The sequence below is a fragment of the Corynebacterium comes genome (assembly GCF_009734405.1).
In the GTDB taxonomy this organism is placed as follows: Bacteria; Actinomycetota; Actinomycetes; order Mycobacteriales; family Mycobacteriaceae; genus Corynebacterium; species Corynebacterium comes.
On the sequence record NZ_CP046453.1, the window covers coordinates 1,798,258 to 1,820,487 of the forward strand.

Below are 22,230 nucleotides of genomic sequence, written 5' to 3' on the forward strand. Positions count from 1 at the left end.
CGATCATGGCCTCCCCCCACCACCTCAAGTTCGACGGTGTCAGCTTCACGTACCCGGGTTCTCTCCGGCGCGTGCTCACCGACATCACCTTCGCCGTGCCCTCCGAGCACGTGACCGGCCTGATCGGCGAGAACGGTGCGGGAAAGTCGACCCTGCTGCATCTGGTCGCGGGGGTTCTGGAACCTGACGTCGGCGACATCACCACTCCACCCGTCACGGGTTTCATCGAACAGGAGACGCAGCTTCCGCTCTCCTCGCCGGCCTCCGCGCTGATCGACGCCGCGGTGTCGGAGCTGCGGGACATCGAGAAGCAGATCGGCGACATCTCCGCGCGCCTGGCGGACGAGCCGGATCTGGCGGACGCATTTGACGCCGCGCTGGCCATGGCGGAGCAGACAGGCGTGTGGGAGCTGGACGCACGCATCGCTTCGGTACTGGCAGGTCTGGGACTGGCGAAGGTGCCGCTGGAGACCAGGCTGGGTGACATGTCCGGAGGTCAGCGTCGTCGTTTCGCACTGGCCGCGCTCCTGCTGCGCCCGGTCGACGCGATGGTGCTCGACGAGCCGACGAACCACCTCGACGATGAGGGCGTGGACTTCCTGATCAACGAGCTCAAGGAATTCCGCGGCCCCGTGCTGGTGGCCAGCCACGACCGTTTCTTCCTGGACAAGGCCGCCGATTCGCTCGTCGACCTGGATCCCGGGCTGGGTCATGAGGGCGGCACCGGAGAGGGCACCCGGCAGGGCACCCTGTTCACCGGATCCTTCACCGACTACCTGCAGTCCCGCGAGGACATCCGCCGCCGGTGGGAGGAGCTCTACGTGGCGCAGGAGCATGAGCGTTCCCGGCTGGAGAAGGCCTCGGACCAGGGTGAATCGGATATCTTCCACCGGGAGGTGTCCAAGTCGGAGTCACGGATCTCGGACAAGTTCTACGCCGACCGCGCCGCAAAGACGCTGGGCAACCGGCTGCGTTCCGCCCGCAACCGCCTCGAGGCCCTGGAACGGGACGAGCTTCCGCCGCCACCCGCCCGACTCACATTCCACGGCATCCCGGAGCACACCACGCTGGCCTCGCTGGGCGAGCCCGCCGTGGTGGCGAGGGATCTGTGGGTGGGCGACCGTCTGGGCCCCCTGACGGTGACCGTCCAGCCGGGCGAACACTGGCTCGTCGAGGGCCCCAACGGCGCAGGAAAATCGACGTTCCTGAAGGCGGTGGAAGGCAAGATGCAGATCACCGAGGGTCTGCTGCGCATCCCTGAGGAGGTGAGCATCGCCCGGCTGAGCCAGGATGACGAATGGATTGACCTGGACACCCCGGCCGAGGAGATCTTCGCGGCGAAGGTGCCGCCGAAGTCCCCCACCCTCGTCGAGATGGGCCTGATGGATGCCGAGACCGCTGCCCGCCCCCTCGGCGAACTGTCACTGGGCCAGCGCAGGAGGGTGTCGCTGGGCGTCATCCTGGCGTCCCCACCGGACATTCTGCTTCTCGACGAGCCCACCAACCATCTCTCCCTCGCCCTCGCGGAGGAGTTGGAGGAGGCGTTGGAGGAGTTCCCGGGCACGGTGCTCCTGGCCACCCATGACCGGTGGATCCGCCGTCGGTGGGCGGTACGGACCAGCGGCCGCGGCAAGATACTCTCACTGCCGGGCCGCCGGGACGATTAAGGAGCGGGCTCCGACTCCGGCTCCGGGGCCGTGGAGAAGTCCAGACACATCTGGGGCACCTGCTCCGGGGAGACCGTGTTGGTGATCAGGGTGCACGCCCAGGACTGGGACAGCTTCCAGGTGTCTCCCTCGTAGATGAACTCGACGTTCTCGGCCGGCTGTGCCTCATTTTCCGGGAGGATGAAGTTCACCGAGGCCAGCACCGAGTCCGGGGTGTAGCCGGGCAGCACCGGGTTGACCACCTGGAACTGGGCGCCGGACTCCGCCTGGGAGGCTGCCATGACGTCGAAGAGCTCGGGGGCCTGCTCGCCGCTCTGGACGGTGTTGACCTTCTCCTCCAGCGGGATGTTCGGGTCGGTGGCCCTGGCCAGAATCGCGTTGAGCTCCTCCGCGGTCGGCAGCGCGGGGGCCGCCGCAGTGGTGGTGGCGGCTGTCGTCTCAGTGGTGGCGGCGGTGGTGGTGGTGGCGCCGTTGCCCTCGTCGGAGCCGCAGGCTGTCAGCGCCAGTGCAGCACCGAGTGCGGCGGTGATCGCGGTGATCTTGGTCAGCTTCACGGAAAAAGACTCTCCTCAGTTCGGGGCACCACTGGTCTTCGGATTCCGGTGCCCGCATTCGACACGATGGTACACGTTATGCATTTGTGACAACACTTTCCGGGGCCCTCCTGTGGCAGTGTGGTTCCATGACCCGCATTGCGTTGCTGACCACCGGCGGCACCATCGCCTGCACCACCGACGACTCCGGGACCCTGCGCCCCACGGTCACCGGGCAGGAGCTTCTCGACGCCGTCGTCCACCTCCTCCCCCACCCCCTGACCTCGGCGGACATCACCGTCCGCGAGCTCACCAGGCTGGACTCCTCGGCCATCACCCTGGCAGATCTCGACGGCCTGATCGCTGCCGTGCACGAAGCCCTGGCCTCCCCGGACATCGACGGGGTGGTGATCACCCACGGCACCGATTCCATGGAGGACACCGCCTTCGCGCTCGACTGTTTCCACGCCGATGAGCGCCCCGTCGTGCTCACCGGCTCCCAGCGCGCCTTCGATCACCCGGGTTCCGACGGCCCCGGCAACCTCGTCGACGCCCTCCGTCTCGCCGCCGATCCGCTCGCCCGCCGTCAGGGCGCCCTCATCGCCTTCGGTGGCTGGACCATCCCCGCCCGCGGCGCCCTCAAGCGCCACACCACCGACCTCGACGGCTTCATGTCCGGCGTCCCGCGCGAATCCCGCCGCCCCGCGCCCGTTCCGGTCGCTCCCCTGGCCGGCTTCAACGTGCCCGTGCTCGCCTCCTGGGCCGGCGCCGACCGTTCGCTGGTCGACGCCGCCCTCGCCGCCGGAGCCCGAGGCCTCGTCGTCGAAGCCCTGGGTGCCGGGAACATCGGCCCTGACATGGGCGCCGGCGTCGCCGACGCCCTCGACTCGGGTATCCCGGTGGTGATCACCACCCGGGTTCCCGCCGGCAAAGTCACCCTCGCCTACGGCGGCGGCGGAGGCGGCGCCACCCTGGGTTCCCGTGGCGCGATCAGCGCGGGCCATCTGCGGGCGGGACAGGCACGCATGGCGCTCGTCGCCGCACTGGCGACCGGAAAAGACGTCCGCGACCTGCTGCTTTAGGCAGGCCACCCCCGATGGCCACCCCCTGTGTCGGGGTGGTGGCATAGCTTGAGTCTCGAACACACGAACGAGACACGCCTCGTGAGGAGGTGCCTATCCCTTGACCGCCACCCCTGCATCCTGGGCCATGCACAATCCCGACGATCCCATCGCCGTCGCCCGCCTGAGGACCATCGCCGCAGATCTCGATTTCTGGCGCACCTGTCTGCCGGCCACCTACGACCACAGCACTCCCCAGGACTGGACCACCATCGCCGCCCGACTCACCCGTTCCACCGGGATGAGCAAACGTCACCTCACCGCAAACCTCGATGCCATGCAGACCCTTGACCGGCTTCCCGGCCTCAAGACGATGATCACGGCGAGGCCCCTGCTGGACATGTACCGGCTGACCGTCATCGACAAGGCCATCGCCGACGCCCACTCCGATCTCTATCACGACCCCGGTTACTGGCGGGTGCTCGACGAGGAACTCGTCGCCCGCTTCACCCCCAGCCGGCCCCAGCAGCTTCTTCCCGCCGCCGCAGACATCAGACGCGTCATCCAGGCGGTCATCCGTATGCTGCAGGTCCCCGAAGTGCCGGAGGAGACGGATCCTGCCGCACTGCTGCGTTCACTCCCCGCAGCCACCCCGGGGCCCGAGGAGTACTTCCTGGATACCCTGGCCAACGGCGACATGCGCTTCGAGCTCACCCTCAACCAGGCCACCGGCAGCCTCGTCCATGACGCCGTCACCCAGGCAGCCCGGAGCAACGGAACATCCAGGGCCCGCGCCATGGTCGACCTTCTGCTCAGCAACACCACGACCACAGTGACGCTCAACCTCTACCGGGCACACGATGTGGACTCCTCCCCCGTCTTCCACCCCACAGCAGGGGTCCTCACCTCCGAGGCCGCCGACACCCTCATCGACCTGGCCACCCTCACACAGGACATCGACCCTGCCCGCGACACTGACATCCCCGGCTACAGACCCAACGACTACATCCGTGCCTATCTCATCGGCCGGGACTGGGTCTGCCGCTGGCCTGACTGCAACAACTCAGCCCGCTGGTGCCAGCCCGACCACCGCATCAACTGGCCGGAGGGCCCGACTTCACCCTCTAACCTGGCCTCGCTCTGCCCTCACCACCACAACCGGAAGACCGACGTCCAGGCCGTCTACCTCCTGGACCACATCACCGGAGACGTCTACTGGCACTTCGCCGACGGCACCTACGCTGTTGATCGGGCAACCGGCCCACTGGCACCGACCGAGAAGCACTGGGTCCAGACCTTCAGCCAGCGTCGGGCACGTCGACAGGAATCCGCCGCCGCCCGGGCTGCCGCAGAGGAGTTCGAGGCCTATCAGCAGCTCAATGACTCACCACCGGAACCAGAACCGCAGGCCCCTACCTCAGCCTTCCAGTGGCCGCCGAACTGAGTCAGTCGTCCTGCTGTGCGAACCACTCCTCCCAGGCGAGGCTCGCCAGTGGGTCAGCCGCATGCAGATCCGGATCATCGATCGGAAAGGTACGGGTGACGCCAGGCCCGGTGGCGCGGGTCTCGAAGCGTACCGACACGATGCCGTGGCCGGCGCCCTGGACCCAGCCGTGCCCGAAGTCCGGGTGGTGCACGTCCTGGGTGGCCCGCCAACCATCCTCGGTGGCTTCCCGGGTGACCTCGACGACCTGGTCAGCCGCATGGTCGGTGGTGGGGACGATCTGGCGGTCCAGTTCCGGGAAGAGCACGTCCTGGCGGGCGGACTCCAGACCCGAGTACCCGACCCCCACCAGCCGGATGGGCCCCACCTCGTCGGGATAGCGGACCAGTCGAAATGCGGTCGCCCGGAGGGTCGCCAGGTCATCGGTGGCGTAGGACAGGGTCGCGGAGCGGGACTCGATTCGGAAATCCGCCATTCTCAGCTTGACCGTGATGGTGCGGGAGCCGCGGCCGTCGAGAAGCAGGCGACGGTGGGCGGCTTCAGCGGCGCGGTTGATCGCGGCGTCGACCTCCGCGTGCGTGCTCAGGTCCCGGGGATAGGTGTGCTCGGCGGAGATCTGCTTCGCCTCCGCACGCGGGGCGACGGGACGGTCGTCGATGCCTCGGGCGAGGTTCCACAGCTGCGGTCCGGTGGTGCCGCCGAGGGAGATGGTGACCTCGCGTTCATGAAGGTCCGCGAGGTCGCCGATGGTGTGCACGCCGATCTGGGCGAGCCGCGCCTGCGTCACCGGACCGACCCCCCACAGCTCGGACACCGGCATGGGACGGAGGATCTCCAGCTGACGGTCCCCCGGGATGACGAAAGTGCCGTCCGGTTTGGCCCGTCCGGACGCGATCTTGGCGTACTGTTTACCGGTTCCTGCGCCGATCGACGAGGGCAGACCTGTCTCCTCCCAGATGTGCGCGCGCAGAGCATCGGCCCATCCGATGACTTCAGACTCGGTGGCGCCGACGAGTTCGGCGGGTTCCATGAAGGCCTCGTCGATGGACAACTGCTCGACGACGTCGACCCGTGAGGAGATCAGCTGGAAGACGCGTCTCGACGCCGCCGCGTAGACCGGCATCCTCGGTGCCACCAGCACCGCCGAATACCCGACGAGACGTGCGGCCTGCTGGGTGGGCATGGCGGAACGGGCTCCGAACCTGCGGGCCTCGTAGCTGGCACCCGCGACAACTCCCCTGCCGGACACGCCGGCGACCAGCACCGGGCGGCCCCGCAGCGTCGGGCGGGTCAGTTGTTCGACGGACGCGAAGAAGGCGTCCATGTCGATGTGGAGGACCCAGCGTTGCATGTCACTCACCCTGCCCGACGACGCAGGACAATGGCGGCGATGACGAGCACGATGCCGAGCCCCTCCGCGACGCTGAGGAACTGGCCGAGCACGATGGCGCCGAGGACCGCCGCGCTGGCGGGCAGCAGGGCCTGCAACAACGCGAAGCCCGCCGGCCCTGCCATCCGCATGACGACCTGGTCGAGCGAATAAGGGATGACCGCGGACAACACCCCCAGCCCGAGGGCGAGGCCGAGAATCTGGGTCCCGGGCATGCTCACGTGCTCCGGCCGGACCAGCCAGACGAGGGGCAGGGACAGCACGGCGGCGGCGGTGAAACCGACGGTCATCGCAGCGCGCGGGTCGTCCTCCCCGCCGACGATGCGTGAGCCGACGACGATGTAGACCGCCCACATGGCGCCCGCGGCCAGTGCGAAGAGGACACCGGTGGCGGCGGTCGACCACACTGCGCCCGAGATGGTCACCACGCCGACGGCCGCGAGCACGAGCGCCAGCCAGTCACGGGCCGAGCGGGAGCCCACTGCGGCCACGAGCACTGGGCCGAGGAACTCGATGGCCACGGCGGTTCCCAGGGGGAGTCGCGCAATGGCCTCGTAGAACGTCATGTTCATCCCGAGCGTGGCCACGCCGAACACGACGGCCCGCCACGTGAAGGACCGCAGGCCCGGTCGGTACAGCACCAGGAGAATGAGTGCAGCTGCGGCGATGCGCATCCACGCCACGACGAGCGGCGGGAACTGACCGAACAGCCCGATGGCCACCGCCGCGCCCGCGTAGAGACTGAGCGAGGAGGCGACCATCACCGCCGGGGCGGCCCACATCAGACGGCGGCCTTCGTCACCCTCGCCTTCGTGCCCTTGACGACGTCGTGGGCGTCATCCCCCAGCTCCCCGGAGGTGACGTCGAGCTCCACGGCGAGCACCTCACCGGCGATGAGGTCGCGGTGACGTTCCGCCCATTCCTGCCTGTCGGCGGGAACGGACAGCAGGACGGTGATTCGATCGGAAACCTCCAGACCGGCGGCCTTACGGGCGTCCTGCAGGCCACGGATGACGTCGGCGGCCCAGCCCTCGGCCTCGAGTGCTTCGGTCAGTTCCATGTCGAGGACGACGAGGCCGTCGAGGCCGTCGATCCGGGCGGTGGAGTCCGGATTCGCCGCGACGAGACGCTCGGTGTACTCCCCCGGGTTCAGCTCGATGCCGTCGGCCACGACGGTATCGCCGACCCGCTCGTAGTTCCCCGCCTTGACGGCCTTGATCACTCGCTGAACGTCCCGGCCGAGGCGGGGGCCGGCGACCTTGGCGTTGACGACGACCTCGAAAGTGCCGACGGAGTCGACGTCGCTGGTCAGCTCGACGTTCTTGACGTTGACCTCGTCCCGGATGATCGGGGCGAAATCGGCGAGCTGATCGGCGTCGGGAAGCGCGACGGTCAGGGAAGGCAGCGGCAGGCGGTTACGCAGCTTGTGGGACTTGCGGACCGAGGAGGCCGCAGAGCAGACGCCGCGGGTGGCGTCCATGGCGGCGACCAGTGCGGCGTCGGCGGGGAACTCTTCGGCGGACGGGAAATCAGCCAGGTGGACGGAGCGCCCACCGGTGAGGCCTCGCCAGATGACCTCCGACAGCAGGGGCAGCAACGGAGCGGAGACGCGGGTGAGCACCTCGAGCACGGTGTAGAGGGTGTTGAAGGCCTCCGGGTGCTCGGTGTCGCCGGCCCAGAACCGGTCACGGGAGCGGCGCACGTACCAGTTGGTCAGGGCGTCGGAGAACTGACGGACCGCGTCGGTGGCGTCGGCGATCTCGGCGTTGGCCAGGGACCTGTCGACGTCAGCGACCAGGTCATGCAACTTTGCCAGGATGTAGCGGTCGAGCACGTCGGTGGAGTCCACGGACCACTCGGCCGGCTTCGAGGAGTACAGCTGCAGGAAGGTGTAGGCGTTCCACATCGGCAGCATCGCCTGGCGCACGCCCTCCCGGATGCCCTGCTCGGTGACGATGAGGTTGCCGCCGCGCAGGATGGGTGAGGACATGAGGAACCAGCGCATGGCGTCCGAGCCGTCGCGGTCGAAGACCTCGTTGACGTTGGGGTAGTTGCCCTTGGACTTGGACATCTTCAGTCCGTCGTCACCGAGGACAATTCCGTGGGCGACGACCTTGTTGAAGGCCGGGCGGTCGAAGAGGCCGACCGACAGGACGTGCAGGAGGTAGAACCAGCCGCGGGTCTGTCCGATGTACTCGACGATGAAGTCCGCCGGGGCGTGGGACTCGAACCACTCCTTGTTCTCGAAGGGGTAGTGGAACTGGGCGAAAGGCATGGAACCGGAATCGAACCAGACGTCCAGGACGTCCGGGACGCGGCGCATGGTCGACCTGCCCGTCGGGTCATCCGGGTTGGGGCGGGTCAGCTCGTCGATGTAGGGGCGGTGCAGGGAGGTCGGGCGCACGCCGAAGTCCGCCTCGAGCTCATCGAGGGAACCGTAGACGTCGATACGCGGGTAGTTGTCGTCGTCGGAGACCCAGGCCGGGATAGGCGAACCCCAGTAACGCGAGCGGGAGATGTTCCAGTCGCGGGCGCCCTCGAGCCACTTGCCGAACTGGCCGTCGCGGATGTGCTCCGGCATCCATTCGATCTCGTTGTGGTTGAGCTCGACCATGCGGTCGCGGATCTCGGTGACGTTGACGAACCAGGACGGCAGCGCCATGTAGATCAGCGGCTGCCCGGAACGCCACGAGTGCGGGTAGGAGTGCTCGATGGTGTCGTGGCGGAGCACACGTCCGGCGGCCTTGAGGTCGCGGATGATGTCCTTGTTGGCGTCGAAGACGAGCTGGCCGGCGTAGGGCGCCGCCTGCTCGGTGAACTTGCCGTCCATGTCGACGGGGATGACCAGCTCGATGTCGAGGGCCCTGCAGGCGGCCATATCGTCCTCACCGAAGGCCGGGGCCTGGTGGACGATACCGGTGCCGTCCTCCGTGGTGACGTAGTCGGCCGCCAGGACCTGGAAACCGTTGCTCAGATCCGGGAAGAAGTCGAAGATCGGCTCATAGCTCAGGCCGACGAGCTGGGCGCCGGCGAACGTGGCGACAACCTCGTGGTCCTCGCCCAGTTCCTTGGCGAAGTTGCCCACCAGGTTCTCGGCCATCAGCAGGGTACGGCCGGCGAACTCGGACTCCCCTCCGGCCCTGATCAGCGAGTAGTTGACCTCGGGGTGGACGGCCAGGGCCGAGTTCGAGGGCAGTGTCCACGGGGTGGTGGTCCAGGCGAGGGCGGCGGCGTGGGCAAGCTCGGGATGATCCGCGAGGGTCTGCTCGGCGGCGGTGCCCGGACGGGCGCCGTTGAACGGGAAAGTGACGGTCAGCGCCGGGTCCTGGCGCATCTTGTAGGAGTCGTCGAGCCGTGTCTCCTGGTTGGACAGCGGAGTGTGCTCCGCCCAGGAGTACGGCAGGACGCGGAAGCCCTGGTAGATCAGACCCTTGTCGTAGAGCTCCTTGAATGCCCAGATCACGGACTCCATGTAGGTCAGATCCATGGTCTTGTAGCCGTTGTCGAAGTCCACCCAGCGCGCCTGACGGGTGACGTACTCCTTCCACTCCTCCGTGTACTGCAGGACAGAGGTGGCGCAGTACTCGTTGAACTTCGCCAGACCCATGTCCTCGATCTGGCCCTTGTCGGTGATACCCAGCTGCTTCTCCGCCTCCAGCTCGGCGGGCAGACCGTGGGTGTCCCAGCCGAACACACGCGGCACGCGGTAGCCGGCCATGGTGCGGTAACGCGGGATGATGTCCTTGACGTAGCCGGTGAGCAGATGCCCGTAGTGCGGCAGGCCGTTGGCGAAGGGCGGTCCGTCATAGAAGACGTACTCATCGCTGCCCTCGCGCTGGTCCAGGGACGCCTGGAAGGTGTCGTCCTTGTCCCAGTAGGCGAGGACATTGCGTTCCATGTCGGGGAAACGGGTGGAACCACCGGTGAGGTCGACCTTCGGGTAGACCCCGCCCACGGCGGTTCTCTTCTGCTCGGGTGCGGACATCGTCGTATCTACTTCCTTCACTCACGAATACTGGCGCGGCCTGCAGGGACGCATCATCTGCGCGGTACCACCCTGCTTGGGTACGCGGCTGCGCACCCCACTTCGTTCGTGGTGAAGGTCTCTCACGGTCCCACCCGTCCGGTTCTACTGGGCGCGAACGCCGTTCTTCCGGATGCTCTCCGGTGATGGCCGGATCATCGCTTCTGACTCGACACTATACCCCAAAGCAGAAACTCCCCGTCAGAGTGACGGGGAGTTGTCGATGCGTGCGGGCTAGTTCTGCTTGCCTGCGTCCGCGTTCGGTGCTGCGGAGCCGCGGGACTCCAGCTCGTCCAGCTGAGACTGCAGCAGGGTCTTGAGGCGGGTGCGGTACTCGCGCTCATAGACACGCAGCTCACTGATGCGGGTCTCCAGGGCCGTCTGCTGCTGCTTGACGGTCGCCATGATCTCGGTGTGCTTGCGCTCGGCGTCAGCCTGCAGAGCGTTCGCCTTCTCCTCGGCCTGACGAATCTGGGCCTCGGCGCGGGAGTTCGCCTGGTTGGTGGTCTCCTCGGCGCGCTTCTCGGCCTCGGCAACGAGCGCCTTGGCCTTGTTGTCCGCTTCGCTGATCTGCTGCTCGGCACGCTTCGCGGCGTCGGCGAGCTGGGCCTTGGCCTTGTTGTCTGCCTCGGACAGCTGGGCCTTGGCCTTGTTGTCCGCGTCGGAGAGCTGGCCCTCGGCTGCGGAGCGGGCCTCGTCGAGCATGGACCTGGACTCCGCCTGTGCCTCGGAGGTGAGGCGGTCCGCCATCTCCTGGGCGAGACCCAGGACCTTGGCTGCCTGCATGTGGGTGTCGACGGTGGCGGCACCCGAAGCCTGGACAGGGGCCGCGGCTGCAACGGCTGCCGCCTGCGGGGCGGTGGCCTGCTGCTTCTTCGCGGCCTCCGCCTCGGAACGGGCCTTGTCTGCGTCGGCCTTCGCCTTCTGCAGGTCGGCCTTGGCGGTCTTCGCCTCGGCCTCGGCCTTCTCGGTGGCCTTGCGGGCCTCACTCAGCTTGGCCTCGTACTCTTCGCGCACCTTGGCGTCGATCTCCTTACGGAGAGCTGCCTTGTCGACGCCGGTGGTGGTGGGTATGCCGCCATCCTCGAGACGCGAGCGGAGGTCATCATTGTCGTCCTGCAGCTGGGCGAGGGTGTCCTCGACGAGATCGAGGAACTGATCGACCTCATCCTCGTTGTAACCCCGCTTGCCGATCGGCGGCTTACTGAAAGCGACGTTGTGCACATCAGCTGGTGTCAGCGGCATTGGCGTTCCCTTCGAGTTTGTGGTGGCTCTTTAGGCCGGTGCGGTGCGACCCACACGAAGTTGTTTCTATTGATCGTACGTTGAATGCTTGATCAAGTGTAACCCCGGAGGGGTCCGTACGGACGTCGGACACTCTAAATGTTTAGCGGAGGTTCAGATATGCGGCCACTCGGGCCCTGTCAGGACATGAAGACCTGGAGGACGATGACCCTCAACACCGAGAGAATGATGAAGAGCACGATGACGGACATGTCGAGCGACACATTTCCCAGACGCAGCGGCGGAATGACCCTGCGCAGGGCCTTGACCGGCGGATCGGTGATCATGAACAACGGCTCGGCGATGTAGACGAACCAGCGGGGAGGCTGGAAGTTCCGCGAGAACGACTGGATCATCTCGATCACGATCCGCGCGATGAGGATGAGAACGAAAATCTGGAGAATGACGTAAAGGACTGAACCGATGAGACTCACGAGACCTGAGCCTAGTGGCACTTCCATGAAAAAAGATAGGCGCCCCGCCGGAAGCGGGACGCCTGTCGGGCCGGGCGGTTCAGCGGAGGCCGGATGCGCGCTCGAGCTCGATCTGACTGAAATTCGCACCCTCGGGGGTGATGGCGAAAACTCGACGATCGGTCTCCACGTGCTTTGACACGTTGATCATGCGGCCGCGCAGGGCGAAGCAGAGGCCGGCGGCGAAGTCGACGATGCGCTTATTGTCGCCGGGCTCCATGCGGGAGAGGTCGAAGACCACGGCGTCACCGTTGCGGAAGGGCTCACCGATGTCGGCGGCCTGGTTGTAGGTGGTCACCTCGACGGCCACGAGCTTGGGCTCCGCGTAGCGGGGACGCTCCGGGTAATCCCAGTCACGGGTCGGCGCAGGTGCAGGCGCAGGTGCGTAAGCGGCGGAACCGCTGGAGCGGTATTCGCGGTCGTCGTCGTAGTAGGCGTCCTCGTGCTCCATGTCGACGGGAGTGAGGCCGAAGAACTCCTTGGCGTTCCTGATGATGGACATATGGTTTATCCTCCCCGGGAAGAATCCCGATGACGCAGCTGACACGAGGTTTTCGACGTTTGTTGTTCCCTAGGGTAGTGGCCTGGCGCCGAGCACACCAGTACCGACACGCACGATGTTCGAGCCCTGGGCCACGGCGTCCTCGAGATCGCCCGACATTCCGGCCGACAGTTCCATGGTTCGGCCGAGTCGCCGGGCCAGATCGTCGCACAGCCTTCTCGCCCGCGCGAAGACTGCCGCCGGATCCGCCCCCAGGGGCGGCACCACCATGAGGCCGGCGAGCCGGAGGTTGCCGGCGGCTTCGACGGTGTCGGCGAGCTCCTCCAGGTCCGCTTCGGTCACGCCACCGCGGGCGGGGTCCCCGTCGGCGGAAAGCTGCAGGTAGACCGGCAGCTCACCGGAGGTGCGGTCGCCGCGCTCCAGGGCCAGTCCCACGCCATGGTCGAGCCCCTCCGCCAGGCGGATCGAGTCGACGGAGTGGACACTGGCCGCCCATCGGGCGACGGAGTTCGCCTTCTTCGTCTGGACCTGCCCGATCATGTGGATGCGGGCGGTCGGCACCTCGGCGGCCTTGCTGCGGGCCTCCTGCTCCCGGTTCTCCGCGACGTCCATCGCGCCCAGTTCCACCAGGAGCTTCAGGTCCGAGGCGGGATGGAACTTGGTCACCGGAAGGAGGCGGACGTCGGCGGGGTCACGGCCCGCTGCGGTGGCGGCGGCGTCGATACGCGCGCGGACGGCGGTGAGATTGGCGCGCAGTTCCTCGAGGCGGGTCACGGCAGCCACACCAGCCCCGCCTGACGGCCGGTGAGACCCTCGCGGCGGTAGGAGAAGAAGTCGGGGTCCTCGATGGTGCAGCGCGGATCCGCCTCGATGTGCGTGACGCCCAGGCTCAGCAGCTGCCGTACCAGGCCCGCACGGACGTCGATGCCGGTGGTGCCCTTGCCGGTGCGCGTGCGGGAGCCCGGAAGATGCTTCTCCACGTCCGCGGCCATCTCCGGGGGCACCTCATAGTGCCGCCCGGAGGCGGCCGGGCCCAGCATGACCTGGATCGTGGCCGGGGTGGCGCCCAGCTCGACCATCTTCGCCACCGTGCGCTCGATGATCCCGTTGCGCGCGCCCATCCGGCCGGCGTGCGCCGCGGCGACGACGCCGTTGACGTGGTCGGCGAGCAGCACCGGCACGCAGTCAGCGACGAGCACCGCCAGGGCCAGGCCCTTCCGGGTGGTCACCACGGCGTCGGTCGCCTCGACGGGGCCCGGCTGCGGGCCGTCGACGAGCGCCACGTTGTTGGAGTGGACCTGCTCCATCCACACGATGTCGCCAGGGGCCAGGTCGAGCACTTCGGCGAGTCTGGAACGGTTGGCGGCGACGGCGTCGGGATCATCGCCGACGTGGTCGCCGAGATTGAATGATTCGTAGGGAGACGATGACGCCCCGCCCGCACGGGTGGTGAACACCATGCGGACGGGGCGTGCAGCCTCGTTCTTTGTGCGCAGGGACATGCCCTAGAGATTAGCGCAGGAAGTCAGGCACATCGAGGTCGTCGTCGTTACGGTCCTTGCGCTCCGGGCGGGAGGTCGTGAACAGACCGTTGCTGCCGCTGTTGCGGTGGTGATGGCGGCCGGGCACCTCTGCCGGTGCCTCCGCGGGCTTCTCGCGGTCCTCGAAGAGGCGGCCGCGGGACTCCTCCGGAGCCGGGGTCGGGTTCTCCGCCGGGGCCAGGGTGGCGGTGACCGCGGGCGGGTTGTTCTTGGCCGCGTCGAAACCGGTGGCGATGATGGTCACGCGGACCTCGTCGCCGAGGTTGTCGTCGATGATCGTGCCGAAGATGATGTTGGCGTCCTCATCGCCCTTCTCCTGGACGATGCTCATGGCCTCGTTGACCTCCATGAGGCCCAGGTCGGAGGCGCCGGCGACGGACAGCAGCAGGCCCTTCGCGCCCTCCATGGTGGACTCGAGCAGCGGCGAATTGATGGCCTGCATCGTCGCATCCATGACGCGGTTGTCGCCACGTGCGGAACCCACGCCCATGAGGGCGGAACCGGCGTCGGACATGACGGAGCGGACGTCCGCGAAGTCCACGTTGATCACACCCGGGGTGACGATCAGATTGGTGATGCCCTGGACGCCGTTGTGCAGCACCTCGTCCGCGGCGCGGAAGGCCTCCATCATGGAGAGGGAGGAGTCACCCAGCTGGAGGAGGCGGTCGTTCGGAATGACTATCAGGGTGTCACAGACCTGGCGCAGCTCCTCGATGCCGGCCTCCGCCTGACGTGTACGACGCGGTCCCTCGAACTTGAAGGGCTTGGTCACGACGCCGACGGTCAGGGCGCCGAGCTTCTTCGCGATGCCCGCGACCACAGGTGCCGCACCGGTACCGGTGCCACCTCCCTCGCCGGCGGTGACGAAGACCATGTCCGCACCCTTGAGGGTCTCCTCGATCTCGGACTTGTGGTCCTCAGCGGAGGTGCGGCCAACCTCCGGGTTGGCTCCGGCGCCCAGGCCACGGGTGGCCTCGCGGCCGATGTCGAGCTTGGTGTCCGCGTCAGAAAAGAGCAGTGCCTGGGAGTCAGTGTTGATTGCGACGAACTCGACACCCTTCAGCCCCTCTTCGATCATGCGGTTGACGGCGTTGACGCCGCCGCCGCCGACGCCGACGACCTTGATGACGGCGAGGTAGTTGTTCGGTGAGGTCATTGGTTCTGGCCGCGCCTTTCGGGGAGTGAATTGGTTATTGAACGAGGTTGCATCCATCATGGGCCACCGGCCACCGAATTCGAGGGACATTCGGGCGGCGTGTCCATAGTCTCAACCTCTACTTTAGGGTTGTTGACGTGCGGGTTTAGCGCACCGTGACCATCTCCGGGTTCGACACGTTCCAGTGCTGACCCTCGCGCTGAATCACGGTCTGCATCGCCAGGGCCTTGTCGTGATTGCTTTCCGACGCCCCCCAGTACACCGTCCGCCCGTCATCCAGATGGAGGGTCAGTTCGTGGGGGCCCGCCGCATCCACCGAGGAGACCATGAGGCGGACATGCTCCGGCAGTGCGGTCACCACGTCGGCGATTCCGCGGAAGGAATCCACGTCACCGGTCACCTCCACCGAATCCGCCGACGGGACGTCGATGACGAAGGGCACACCATCCTCGTCGATGAGATGCTCACCGTCGGCCTCACGGGTGAACAGCACCGCCCGACGCTCGATGATCTCCACACGCAGGGTGCCGGGCCAGCCGCGGGAAACCGTCGCACTGTGCACCCAGGGCAGCTCGGCCACCCCGCGTGCCGCCCGGGAGGCGTCCACCCGGGCGAGGTTGTCGCCCTCCGCCACACCCGTGGCGCCGACCACCTGTTCCTCCGGCATGCGGGTGCTCCCGGTGATCTCGAAGCCGGAGACCCGCATGACGGGGAACACCCACACCAGGCCCAGGACGAGCAGCAGCGCCAGAATGAGCGCAACCACTGCCGTGACAATCCTTTTCCGTGACATCACTCGTCCAGGACACCCAGGATCTCGCCGGCCAGGAGGGTGACGTCACCGGCGCCCATCGTGAGCACCAGATCGCCCTCCTTCACCAGGCCACGGACAGTTTCGGGGGCGCGGGAGAAGTCCGGCTCGTAGGCGACCTTCTCCGCGGTCATCGAGTCGGTGATGATCCGGGAGCTGACACCCTCGACAGGCTTCTCGCGGGCACCGAAGATGTCGAGGACGACGGCGGCGTCGGCAAGCGACAACGCCGCCGCGAACTCCTCGGCGAACTCGATGGTGCGCGAGTACAGGTGTGGCTGGAAAACGACGGTGACCCGTGCGCCCTCGCCCTCCGCCTCGACCTTCTGGCGGGCGGCCTGCAGAACGGCGGTAACCTCGGTCGGATGGTGTGCGTAGTCATCGTAGACGCGCACGCCACCGGCGGTGCCCCGGTACTCGAAACGGCGTCGCACACCGTTGAAGTCACTCAGCCCCTCGGCGAGAAGAGTGAGGTCCCCACCCGCGAGCTGGCCGGCCAGCAGCGCACCGGCACCGTTGAGCACCATGTGATGGCCCGGAATCTGCAGGTTGACGGAGAGATCGACGGACCCGAATCGGACCTGTGCGACCGAACCTTCATCGGTGACCTCAGAGCTGAGGATCTCCGCGCCCAACGGAATCTGCGGGTGAAGCTCGGCGGCGGCGGTGGTGCCGTAACCGAGGACCCGGAGACCGCGCCCGATGCAACGTTCGCCGAGAGTCGCGGCATGGACGTCGTCGAGGCAGACCACCAGATGGCCGTCCGGGGAGATGCGGTCGGCGAAGTCGTCGAAGACCTGGTGGTAGGCCTGGGCGGTACCGAAGTAGTCGAGGTGATCAGGCTCGATGTTGGTCACCACCGCGATGTCAGGGGAATAACGCAGCAGAGAGGCGTCCGACTCGTCGGCCTCCGCGACGAAGCTGTCACCGGTGCCGTGGTGGGCGTTGGTGCCGGAACGGTTGAGCTGACCGCCGATGGCGAAGCTGGGATCCATGCCCGCAGCCTGCATCGCGGCCACCGCCATCGAGGTGGTGGACGTCTTGCCGTGCGTGCCGGCGAAAAGCACCTGGCGGTAACCGCTCATCAGCTCACCCAGCAGATCCGAGCGGCGGATCACCGGAATACCCAGCTCGCCGGCTGCGACCATCTCCGGGTTGTCCGTCGGGATGGCGGCGAAGGACACGACGACCACCGTGGGTGGATCACCTGCCAGAGTGAGGTTGGCCGCGTCGTGTCCCACGGCGACGTGCGCACCGGCGGACCGCAGGGCCCGGACGGGGCGGGAGTCCTTCACGTCGGAACCGGTGACCACCGCACCCCGGTCGAGCAGGATTCGGGCGACGCCGGACATGCCGGAACCGCCGATGCCGATGAGGTGGACTCGGGACAGGTCAACAGAGGCGGTCACGGACTTCAGGCTCCTGGGTATGAGGGATGAATGATCTATTTTACTGCGGCGGCGATCGCGTCAGCGAGATGAGCTGCGGTGTCCCCGACGGAGTGACCCCGGGCGGCAGCCCGCATGGTGGCCAGCAGCTCATCGTCACCGAGGATCTCGCTGGCCTCGGCGATCAGACGTTCAGAGGTCAGCTCGGCGTCGTCGACGATTCGGGCAGCGCCCGCCGCGACGACGTCCGCCGCGTTGAGTGCCTGCTCACCGTTGCCGTGCGGCAGGGGGACGTACACGGCAGGCAGGCCGGAAGCCGTCACCTCGGCGACCGTCATCGCACCGGAGCGGCACACGACCAGGTCCGCGACGGCGTACGCGGCGGCCATGTCCTCGATGTAGGGCAGGGCGACGTAGTGCTCGTGCGGGGACGGTGCGGTGTTGCGCTTACCGTAGGCGTGCAACACCTGGAAGCCTCCCTCGCCGGTGAGCGTGTCGACGGCACCCGCCACCACCCGGTTCAGGCTCACCGCGCCCTGCGACCCGCCTGTGACCAGCAGCGTCCTGCGTTCCGGCGCCAGACCCCACTGCTCGCGGGCGCGTTCGACCGCGGCGTGGGAGTCGCCGGTGCGCAGCCCGGAACGCACCGGGATGCCGACGACCTCGCCGGGCATCCCCGAGCCGGCCACCGCGTTGAAGCCGGTGCCGCCGAGCCGTTCGCCGAGCTTGTTGGCGATGCCGGCGCGGGCGTTGGCCTCATGGACGAAGAACGGGATGCCGAGCGTCCGGGCCGCCAGATACGCGGGCGCAGAAACGTAGCCGCCGAATCCGATCAGGGCGTCGGCCTTGACCTCACGAAGGATCCCCCGGGCCTGTCGCACTGCGTTGACCAGCCGGAAGGGCAGCTTGAGCAGGTCAAGACTGGGACGACGCGGCACCGGCACCGGGTCGATGAACCGGAGGTCGAAACCGCGGGCCGGGACGAGGTCACGTTCCAGACCACGCGGAGTCCCCAGCGCCGTCACGGTGGCACCGTGGCGCTCGACGAGGGCCTCGGCCACCGCCAGCGCCGGCTCGATGTGGCCGGCGGTTCCTCCCCCGGCGACGACCACACTCAGGGTCTCATTCGATGCGGGCATGAATCACCGTCTCCTGTCGTGAGTGGGCCGATTACGTTGTCTGACGCTACCAGTGACCGGCTCACCGAACCTGGTCCGGGCGTTGCGGCGCTCGCGGGTGGACCGTACCGGGCGCGGGGCAGGCTCCGGCAGGAAGAAGATCCGGTCGAAGAGCGGACGACCGTAGGACTGCATCCCGGACACCGCCTCCGGCTCGTGACGGGCCACCGAGGCCAGCAGACCCATGGAGCCCAGGGTGATGATGGCGGAGGTGCCACCGGCGGAGATCATCGGAAGCTGGATACCGGTGACCGGCAGCAGACCGACGACGTAGCCGATGTTGATGAAGGCCTGGGACACCACGCCTGCGGTCAGCGCGGCGGCCATCAACGACTGGAACTGGTTCTGCGCGCGGAGGGCGGTACGGAAACCGAAGTAGCCGAGGGCCGCGAACAGGATGATCACCAGCGCCCCGCCCCACAGGCCGAGCTCCTCGCCGATGATGGCGAAAATGAAGTCGTTCTTCGCCTCGGGCAGGTAGAACCACTTGGCGCGGGACTGGCCGAGGCCGACGCCGAAGACGGAGCCGTCGGCGAGCGAGAGGAAGCCCTGGTAGGACTGGAACGCCGTGCCCTGGGTGTCCTCGAAACGGCCGAAGAGGGCGTCGAAGTAGACGTGGAAACGGTTGGATCGGAAACCGCCGGAGAAGAAGACGAACAGCATGCCCACCAGGGCGAGGGCGCCGGCCGCGAAGATGAACCGCATGTCCACACCCGCGAACAGGAGGGTGAACATGGCCACCAGCGCGAAGCTCATGGTCATGCCGAGGTCGCCCTGCACGCCGATGAGGAAGGTCATCAGCCCCGCCACGGCGGTGTAGACGGTGAAGGGGCTGCGCAGCGTGATCATGGCGTTGCGCCTGTCCGCCAGGTAGCCCGCACCCCATACCGCGATGGCCACCTTCGCCAGCTCGGAGGGCTGCAGGCCGATCGAACCCACACGGATCCACGACTGGGAGCCGACCTCCTCGGAACCACTGCCGATACCCGGGATGAGCACCAGGACCAGCAGCACGAGCGACACCAGCATCAACCAGGGCGACATCCGCCGGATCACCGCGGGTCGGACCCGCAGCGCCAGCCAGAAGGCGAAGAGGCCGATGAGGACCATGAGCCCCTGCCGGAGGGACTGGCCCCAGACAGTCGAGCCCTCGATGACCGACCAGGTCATCGAGGACGACATGACCATGACCACGCCGATACCTGTGAGGAGGAAGACCACGGAGCGGATCATGAAGTAGTCGAGGCCCGGCCGGGAATCCATCGTCTTGTGCCAGGCGCTGTGCCACTTCGTGAACATTCCGGCGCTGGTGCTCATCGTGTCCTCGCCCGGGCCGCCGCGGCGAAGAGATCGCCGCGCTGAGACATTCCGGTGAACATGTCGAGGGAGGCGGCGGCCGGCGCCAGCAGGACGGTGTCGCCGGCGGTGGCGAGCCCGCCCGCCCAGTCGACGAGTTCGTTCATGGCTTCCCTCGGGTCGAGGTGGGCGGTGGTGTGGACGGGGACGTCCGGCGCGTGCTCGTTGAGCGCGTCGGCGATGAGGGCGGCGTCGACCCCCAGCAGACCGACGGCCTTCAGCCGGTGCGCGTGATCACGGATCAGGGGGCCGACGTCGGCCCCCTTGAGCTGACCACCCGCCAGCCAGATGACGTCCTGCAGTCCGGCCAGCGCCGCATCAACGGCGTGGGGATTGGTTGCCTTGGAGTTGTCCACCCAGGCCACCCCCCCGCCCTCGGCGACGGTCTGCCCGCGATGGCCGTCGACCTGGAAGTCGGCGAGAGCCGCGGAAACATGTTCGGGTGAGGCGCCCTGACTGCGGGCGATGGCGGCGGCGGCGAGCGCGTCGAGCACGCCGGCAGGCCCCGCAGGCTGGATGCCGGCGACAGGGGCGAGAACCACCGGCGCGTCGCCGGTGTTGTCCACCAACTGCCCGCCGATCACACCGAACTGCCCGATGGCCGGCTCACCCAGCGTGAATCCGATGTGCCCCTCCGGCGCCAGAGCACGGACCGCCGGGTCATCCGCACCCGCGACGGCGACCGGACCGGTCAGCGCGCGGGCCTTGTCGGCGGCGTAGGCGGTGAAGGAACCGTGCCAGTCGATGTGGTCCTCCGCGAGGTTGAGCAGAACCCCCGCGTCGGGTGTCAGTTCGCTCGACCAGTGGAGCTGGAAGCTGGACAGTTCCGCGACGAGAATGTCCACGCGCGGCACGGCTGCCAGAGCGTCGGCCACGGAGACACCGATGTTGCCCACCGCCTCGGCCCTCAGGCCGGTGTCCCGGCCGAGCTCCTGCATCATGGCGGCGAGCATGGCGGTGGTGGTGGTCTTGCCGTTGGTGCCGGTGACGACGAGCCAGGTGCGCGGGGCGCCGAAGGTCCCCTCGCGGTCGAGCCGGTAGGCCAGCTCCACGTCCCCGAGGACCTCGAGGCCTGAGGCGGCGGCGTCGAGAAGCAGCGGGCTGTCCGGACGCCACCCCGGCGAGGTGATGACCACCTCGAACTGATCGAGGGAGCGACGCGCCTCATCGACGCTCATGCCCCGCACGCCCTCGATCCGGGCGTTGTCGTCGGCCACGACGATGTCCACGCCGAGGTCACCCAGCAGGCGGGCCAGGCCGCGGCCGGAGACTCCGGCGCCGGCGATGAGCGCGGTTCCGGTGATCATCGCAGGCTCACTCCCGTGGCGGTGAGCCACTCGGCGTAGAAGATGGAGACACCCAGCATGACCCCCATGACCGCGATGAGCCAGAAGCGGACGACCACGGTGGTCTCGGGCCAGCCGCCGTTCTCGAAGTGGTGGTGGAAAGGCGCCATGCGGAAGACCCGTTTGCCGGTGGAGCGGAAGGAGATGACCTGGATGACCACCGAGGCCGCCTCCATGACGAAGAGGGCTCCGATGATGACCATCAGCAGCTCGGTGCGCGACGCCACCGAGAGACCGGCGACCAGACCACCGAGGGCCAGGGAACCGGTGTCGCCCATGAAGATCTTGGCGGGCGCGGCGTTCCACCACAGGAAACCGAGGCAGGCGCCCAGGCCGGCGGCGGCGAGGACGGCCAGATCCAGCGGATCCCGGACCGAGTAGCAGCCCGGCTCGACCGAGACGGTGCAGGAGTTGCGGAACTGCCAGAACGTGATCAGGGAGTATCCGCCCATCACGAAGGCGGTGGTGCCCGCGGCCAGGCCGTCGAGGCCGTCGGTGAGGTTGACGGCATTGGACCAGGCGGCGGTGAGAATGAAGATGAACAGCAGGAAGACGATGATGCCGATGATGCTGCCGCCGAAGGCGATGTCGAGGGTGTCGATGTCGCGGATGAACGACAGGTGCGTGGAACCCGGGGTCAGTCCCTCATCGTCAGGGAACATGAGGATGAGGAGGCCGAAGGCGATGGCGAGCCCCAGCTGCCCGACGAGCTTGGCGGTCTTGTTCAGCCCGAGGTTGCGGGCCTTGAAGAGCTTGATGAAGTCATCGGCGAAACCCAGCGCACCCAATCCGAGGGTCAGTCCGAGGACCAGCAGGCCGGAGATGGTGAAGCCACCGGTGCCGATGATCATGCCGTAGACGCCGACGGTGAGGTAGGCGACGAGTATGCCGGCCAGAATGGCGATGCCACCCATCGTCGGGGTACCACGCTTGCGGAGGTGGGATTTCGGTCCGTCCTCGCGGATCTCCTGTCCGAGGCCCTCGGACGAGAACCGCCGGATGAGCATCGGAGTGGTGAAAATCGAGACTAGGAAGCTGACGATTCCTGCGATGATGATCTGTGTCACGTCGTGTCG

19 protein-coding genes are annotated in these 22,230 nt (G+C 67.5%); 3 read left to right on the forward strand and 16 right to left on the reverse strand.

Annotated features, from left to right (window positions below; all coding sequences use genetic code 11):
• Positions 1–5 precede the first annotated feature (5 nt).
• The gene (locus CETAM_RS08655; protein ID WP_156228488.1) at positions 6–1,667 is read left to right on the forward strand and encodes an ABC-F family ATP-binding cassette domain-containing protein; all 1,662 of its coding nucleotides are present in this window, start codon (positions 6–8) and stop codon (positions 1,665–1,667) included.
• Here the strand turns inward: CETAM_RS08655 and CETAM_RS08660 are convergent.
• Complete coding sequence (locus tag CETAM_RS08660) at positions 1,664–2,221, reverse strand: hypothetical protein (protein ID WP_156228489.1); 558 nt, start codon at positions 2,219–2,221, stop codon at positions 1,664–1,666. The two genes, CETAM_RS08655 and CETAM_RS08660, sit on opposite strands and share 4 nt — an antisense overlap.
• Before the next feature lie 128 nt (positions 2,222–2,349).
• Between CETAM_RS08660 and CETAM_RS08665 the strand changes: the two genes are divergently transcribed.
• Both CETAM_RS08665 and CETAM_RS08670 read left to right on the forward strand, forming a co-directional pair.
• A complete protein-coding gene (locus CETAM_RS08665; protein WP_156228490.1) occupies positions 2,350–3,282 on the forward strand; it encodes an asparaginase in 933 nt (310 codons plus the stop codon).
• Between the two features lie 100 nt (positions 3,283–3,382).
• Positions 3,383–4,705: an HNH endonuclease signature motif containing protein gene (locus CETAM_RS08670; protein WP_156228491.1), complete on the forward strand. Its 1,323-nt coding sequence runs from the start codon at positions 3,383–3,385 to the stop codon at positions 4,703–4,705.
• Position 4,706: 1 nt separating this feature from the next.
• On the opposite strand, the gene CETAM_RS08675 is transcribed toward CETAM_RS08670, so the two are convergent.
• The 15 genes from CETAM_RS08675 to mraY form a co-directional block, all read right to left on the reverse strand.
• On the reverse strand, positions 4,707–6,056 hold the full coding sequence (locus CETAM_RS08675) for a DNA polymerase IV (protein ID WP_156228492.1): 1,350 nt from the start codon (positions 6,054–6,056) through the stop codon (positions 4,707–4,709).
• Positions 6,057–6,061: 5 nt separating this feature from the next.
• A complete protein-coding gene (locus CETAM_RS08680) occupies positions 6,062–6,877 on the reverse strand; it encodes an EamA family transporter (RefSeq protein ID WP_231587413.1) in 816 nt (271 codons plus the stop codon).
• A complete protein-coding gene (gene ileS / locus CETAM_RS08685; RefSeq protein ID WP_156229452.1) occupies positions 6,877–10,080 on the reverse strand; it encodes an isoleucine--tRNA ligase in 3,204 nt (1,067 codons plus the stop codon). Before ileS ends, CETAM_RS08680 begins: the two co-directional genes overlap by 1 nt.
• A 273-nt stretch (positions 10,081–10,353) precedes the next feature.
• Positions 10,354–11,364, reverse strand: a complete 1,011-nt coding sequence (locus CETAM_RS08690) for a DivIVA domain-containing protein (RefSeq protein WP_156228493.1) — start codon at positions 11,362–11,364, stop codon at positions 10,354–10,356.
• 179 nt (positions 11,365–11,543) lie between these two features.
• Positions 11,544–11,837: a YggT family protein gene (locus CETAM_RS08695; protein ID WP_197085704.1), complete on the reverse strand. Its 294-nt coding sequence runs from the start codon at positions 11,835–11,837 to the stop codon at positions 11,544–11,546.
• Between the two features lie 79 nt (positions 11,838–11,916).
• Complete coding sequence (locus CETAM_RS08700) at positions 11,917–12,378, reverse strand: cell division protein SepF (RefSeq protein WP_156228495.1); 462 nt, start codon at positions 12,376–12,378, stop codon at positions 11,917–11,919.
• Between the two features lie 69 nt (positions 12,379–12,447).
• Positions 12,448–13,152, reverse strand: coding sequence for a YggS family pyridoxal phosphate-dependent enzyme (locus tag CETAM_RS08705; protein WP_156229453.1), 705 nt, complete (start codon positions 13,150–13,152; stop codon positions 12,448–12,450).
• A complete protein-coding gene (pgeF, locus tag CETAM_RS08710) occupies positions 13,149–13,880 on the reverse strand; it encodes a peptidoglycan editing factor PgeF (RefSeq protein WP_231587415.1) in 732 nt (243 codons plus the stop codon). The genes CETAM_RS08705 and pgeF overlap by 4 nt, the downstream gene beginning before the upstream one ends.
• A gap of 10 nt (positions 13,881–13,890) precedes the next feature.
• The gene (gene ftsZ, locus CETAM_RS08715; RefSeq protein ID WP_156228496.1) at positions 13,891–15,075 is read right to left on the reverse strand and encodes a cell division protein FtsZ; all 1,185 of its coding nucleotides are present in this window, start codon (positions 15,073–15,075) and stop codon (positions 13,891–13,893) included.
• Positions 15,076–15,220: 145 nt separating this feature from the next.
• On the reverse strand, positions 15,221–15,841 hold the full coding sequence (locus CETAM_RS08720; RefSeq protein ID WP_197085705.1) for a cell division protein FtsQ/DivIB: 621 nt from the start codon (positions 15,839–15,841) through the stop codon (positions 15,221–15,223).
• A gap of 26 nt (positions 15,842–15,867) precedes the next feature.
• Positions 15,868–17,238, reverse strand: coding sequence for a UDP-N-acetylmuramate--L-alanine ligase (murC, locus tag CETAM_RS08725; RefSeq protein WP_231587650.1), 1,371 nt, complete (start codon positions 17,236–17,238; stop codon positions 15,868–15,870).
• 92 nt (positions 17,239–17,330) lie between these two features.
• Positions 17,331–18,413 (reverse strand): undecaprenyldiphospho-muramoylpentapeptide beta-N-acetylglucosaminyltransferase, encoded by a 1,083-nt coding sequence (gene murG, locus CETAM_RS08730; protein ID WP_156228499.1) that lies wholly within the window; start codon positions 18,411–18,413, stop codon positions 17,331–17,333.
• Positions 18,414–18,416: 3 nt separating this feature from the next.
• Positions 18,417–19,769 (reverse strand): FtsW/RodA/SpoVE family cell cycle protein, encoded by a 1,353-nt coding sequence (locus CETAM_RS08735; protein WP_156228500.1) that lies wholly within the window; start codon positions 19,767–19,769, stop codon positions 18,417–18,419.
• Positions 19,766–21,115 carry a UDP-N-acetylmuramoyl-L-alanine--D-glutamate ligase gene (gene murD, locus CETAM_RS08740; protein WP_156228501.1) on the reverse strand — a complete coding sequence of 450 codons (1,350 nt, stop codon included), beginning with the start codon at positions 21,113–21,115 and terminating at the stop codon, positions 19,766–19,768. Before murD ends, CETAM_RS08735 begins: the two co-directional genes overlap by 4 nt.
• Positions 21,112–22,221, reverse strand: a complete 1,110-nt coding sequence (gene mraY, locus CETAM_RS08745) for a phospho-N-acetylmuramoyl-pentapeptide-transferase (RefSeq protein WP_156228502.1) — start codon at positions 22,219–22,221, stop codon at positions 21,112–21,114. Before mraY ends, murD begins: the two co-directional genes overlap by 4 nt.
• Positions 22,222–22,230: the final 9 nt, after the last annotated feature.

Coding starts and splice junctions, on each gene's coding strand:
- CETAM_RS08690 (WP_156228493.1), bottom strand. CDS start 11,364: ATGCCGCTGACACCAGCTGATGTGCACAACGTCGCTTTCAGTAAGCCG.
- CETAM_RS08700 (WP_156228495.1), bottom strand. CDS start 12,378: ATGTCCATCATCAGGAACGCCAAGGAGTTCTTCGGCCTCACTCCCGTC.
- CETAM_RS08655 (WP_156228488.1), top strand. CDS start 6: ATGGCCTCCCCCCACCACCTCAAGTTCGACGGTGTCAGCTTCACGTAC.
- CETAM_RS08735 (WP_156228500.1), bottom strand. CDS start 19,769: ATGAGCACCAGCGCCGGAATGTTCACGAAGTGGCACAGCGCCTGGCAC.
- CETAM_RS08680 (WP_231587413.1), bottom strand. CDS start 6,877: ATGTGGGCCGCCCCGGCGGTGATGGTCGCCTCCTCGCTCAGTCTCTAC.
- murG (WP_156228499.1), bottom strand. CDS start 18,413: ATGCCCGCATCGAATGAGACCCTGAGTGTGGTCGTCGCCGGGGGAGGA.
- ftsZ (WP_156228496.1), bottom strand. CDS start 15,075: ATGACCTCACCGAACAACTACCTCGCCGTCATCAAGGTCGTCGGCGTC.
- CETAM_RS08675 (WP_156228492.1), bottom strand. CDS start 6,056: ATGCAACGCTGGGTCCTCCACATCGACATGGACGCCTTCTTCGCGTCC.
- murD (WP_156228501.1), bottom strand. CDS start 21,115: ATGATCACCGGAACCGCGCTCATCGCCGGCGCCGGAGTCTCCGGCCGC.
- murC (WP_231587650.1), bottom strand. CDS start 17,238: ATGTCCGGCGTCGCCCGAATCCTGCTCGACCGGGGTGCGGTGGTCACC.
- CETAM_RS08665 (WP_156228490.1), top strand. CDS start 2,350: ATGACCCGCATTGCGTTGCTGACCACCGGCGGCACCATCGCCTGCACC.
- ileS (WP_156229452.1), bottom strand. CDS start 10,080: ATGTCCGCACCCGAGCAGAAGAGAACCGCCGTGGGCGGGGTCTACCCG.
- pgeF (WP_231587415.1), bottom strand. CDS start 13,880: ATGTCCCTGCGCACAAAGAACGAGGCTGCACGCCCCGTCCGCATGGTG.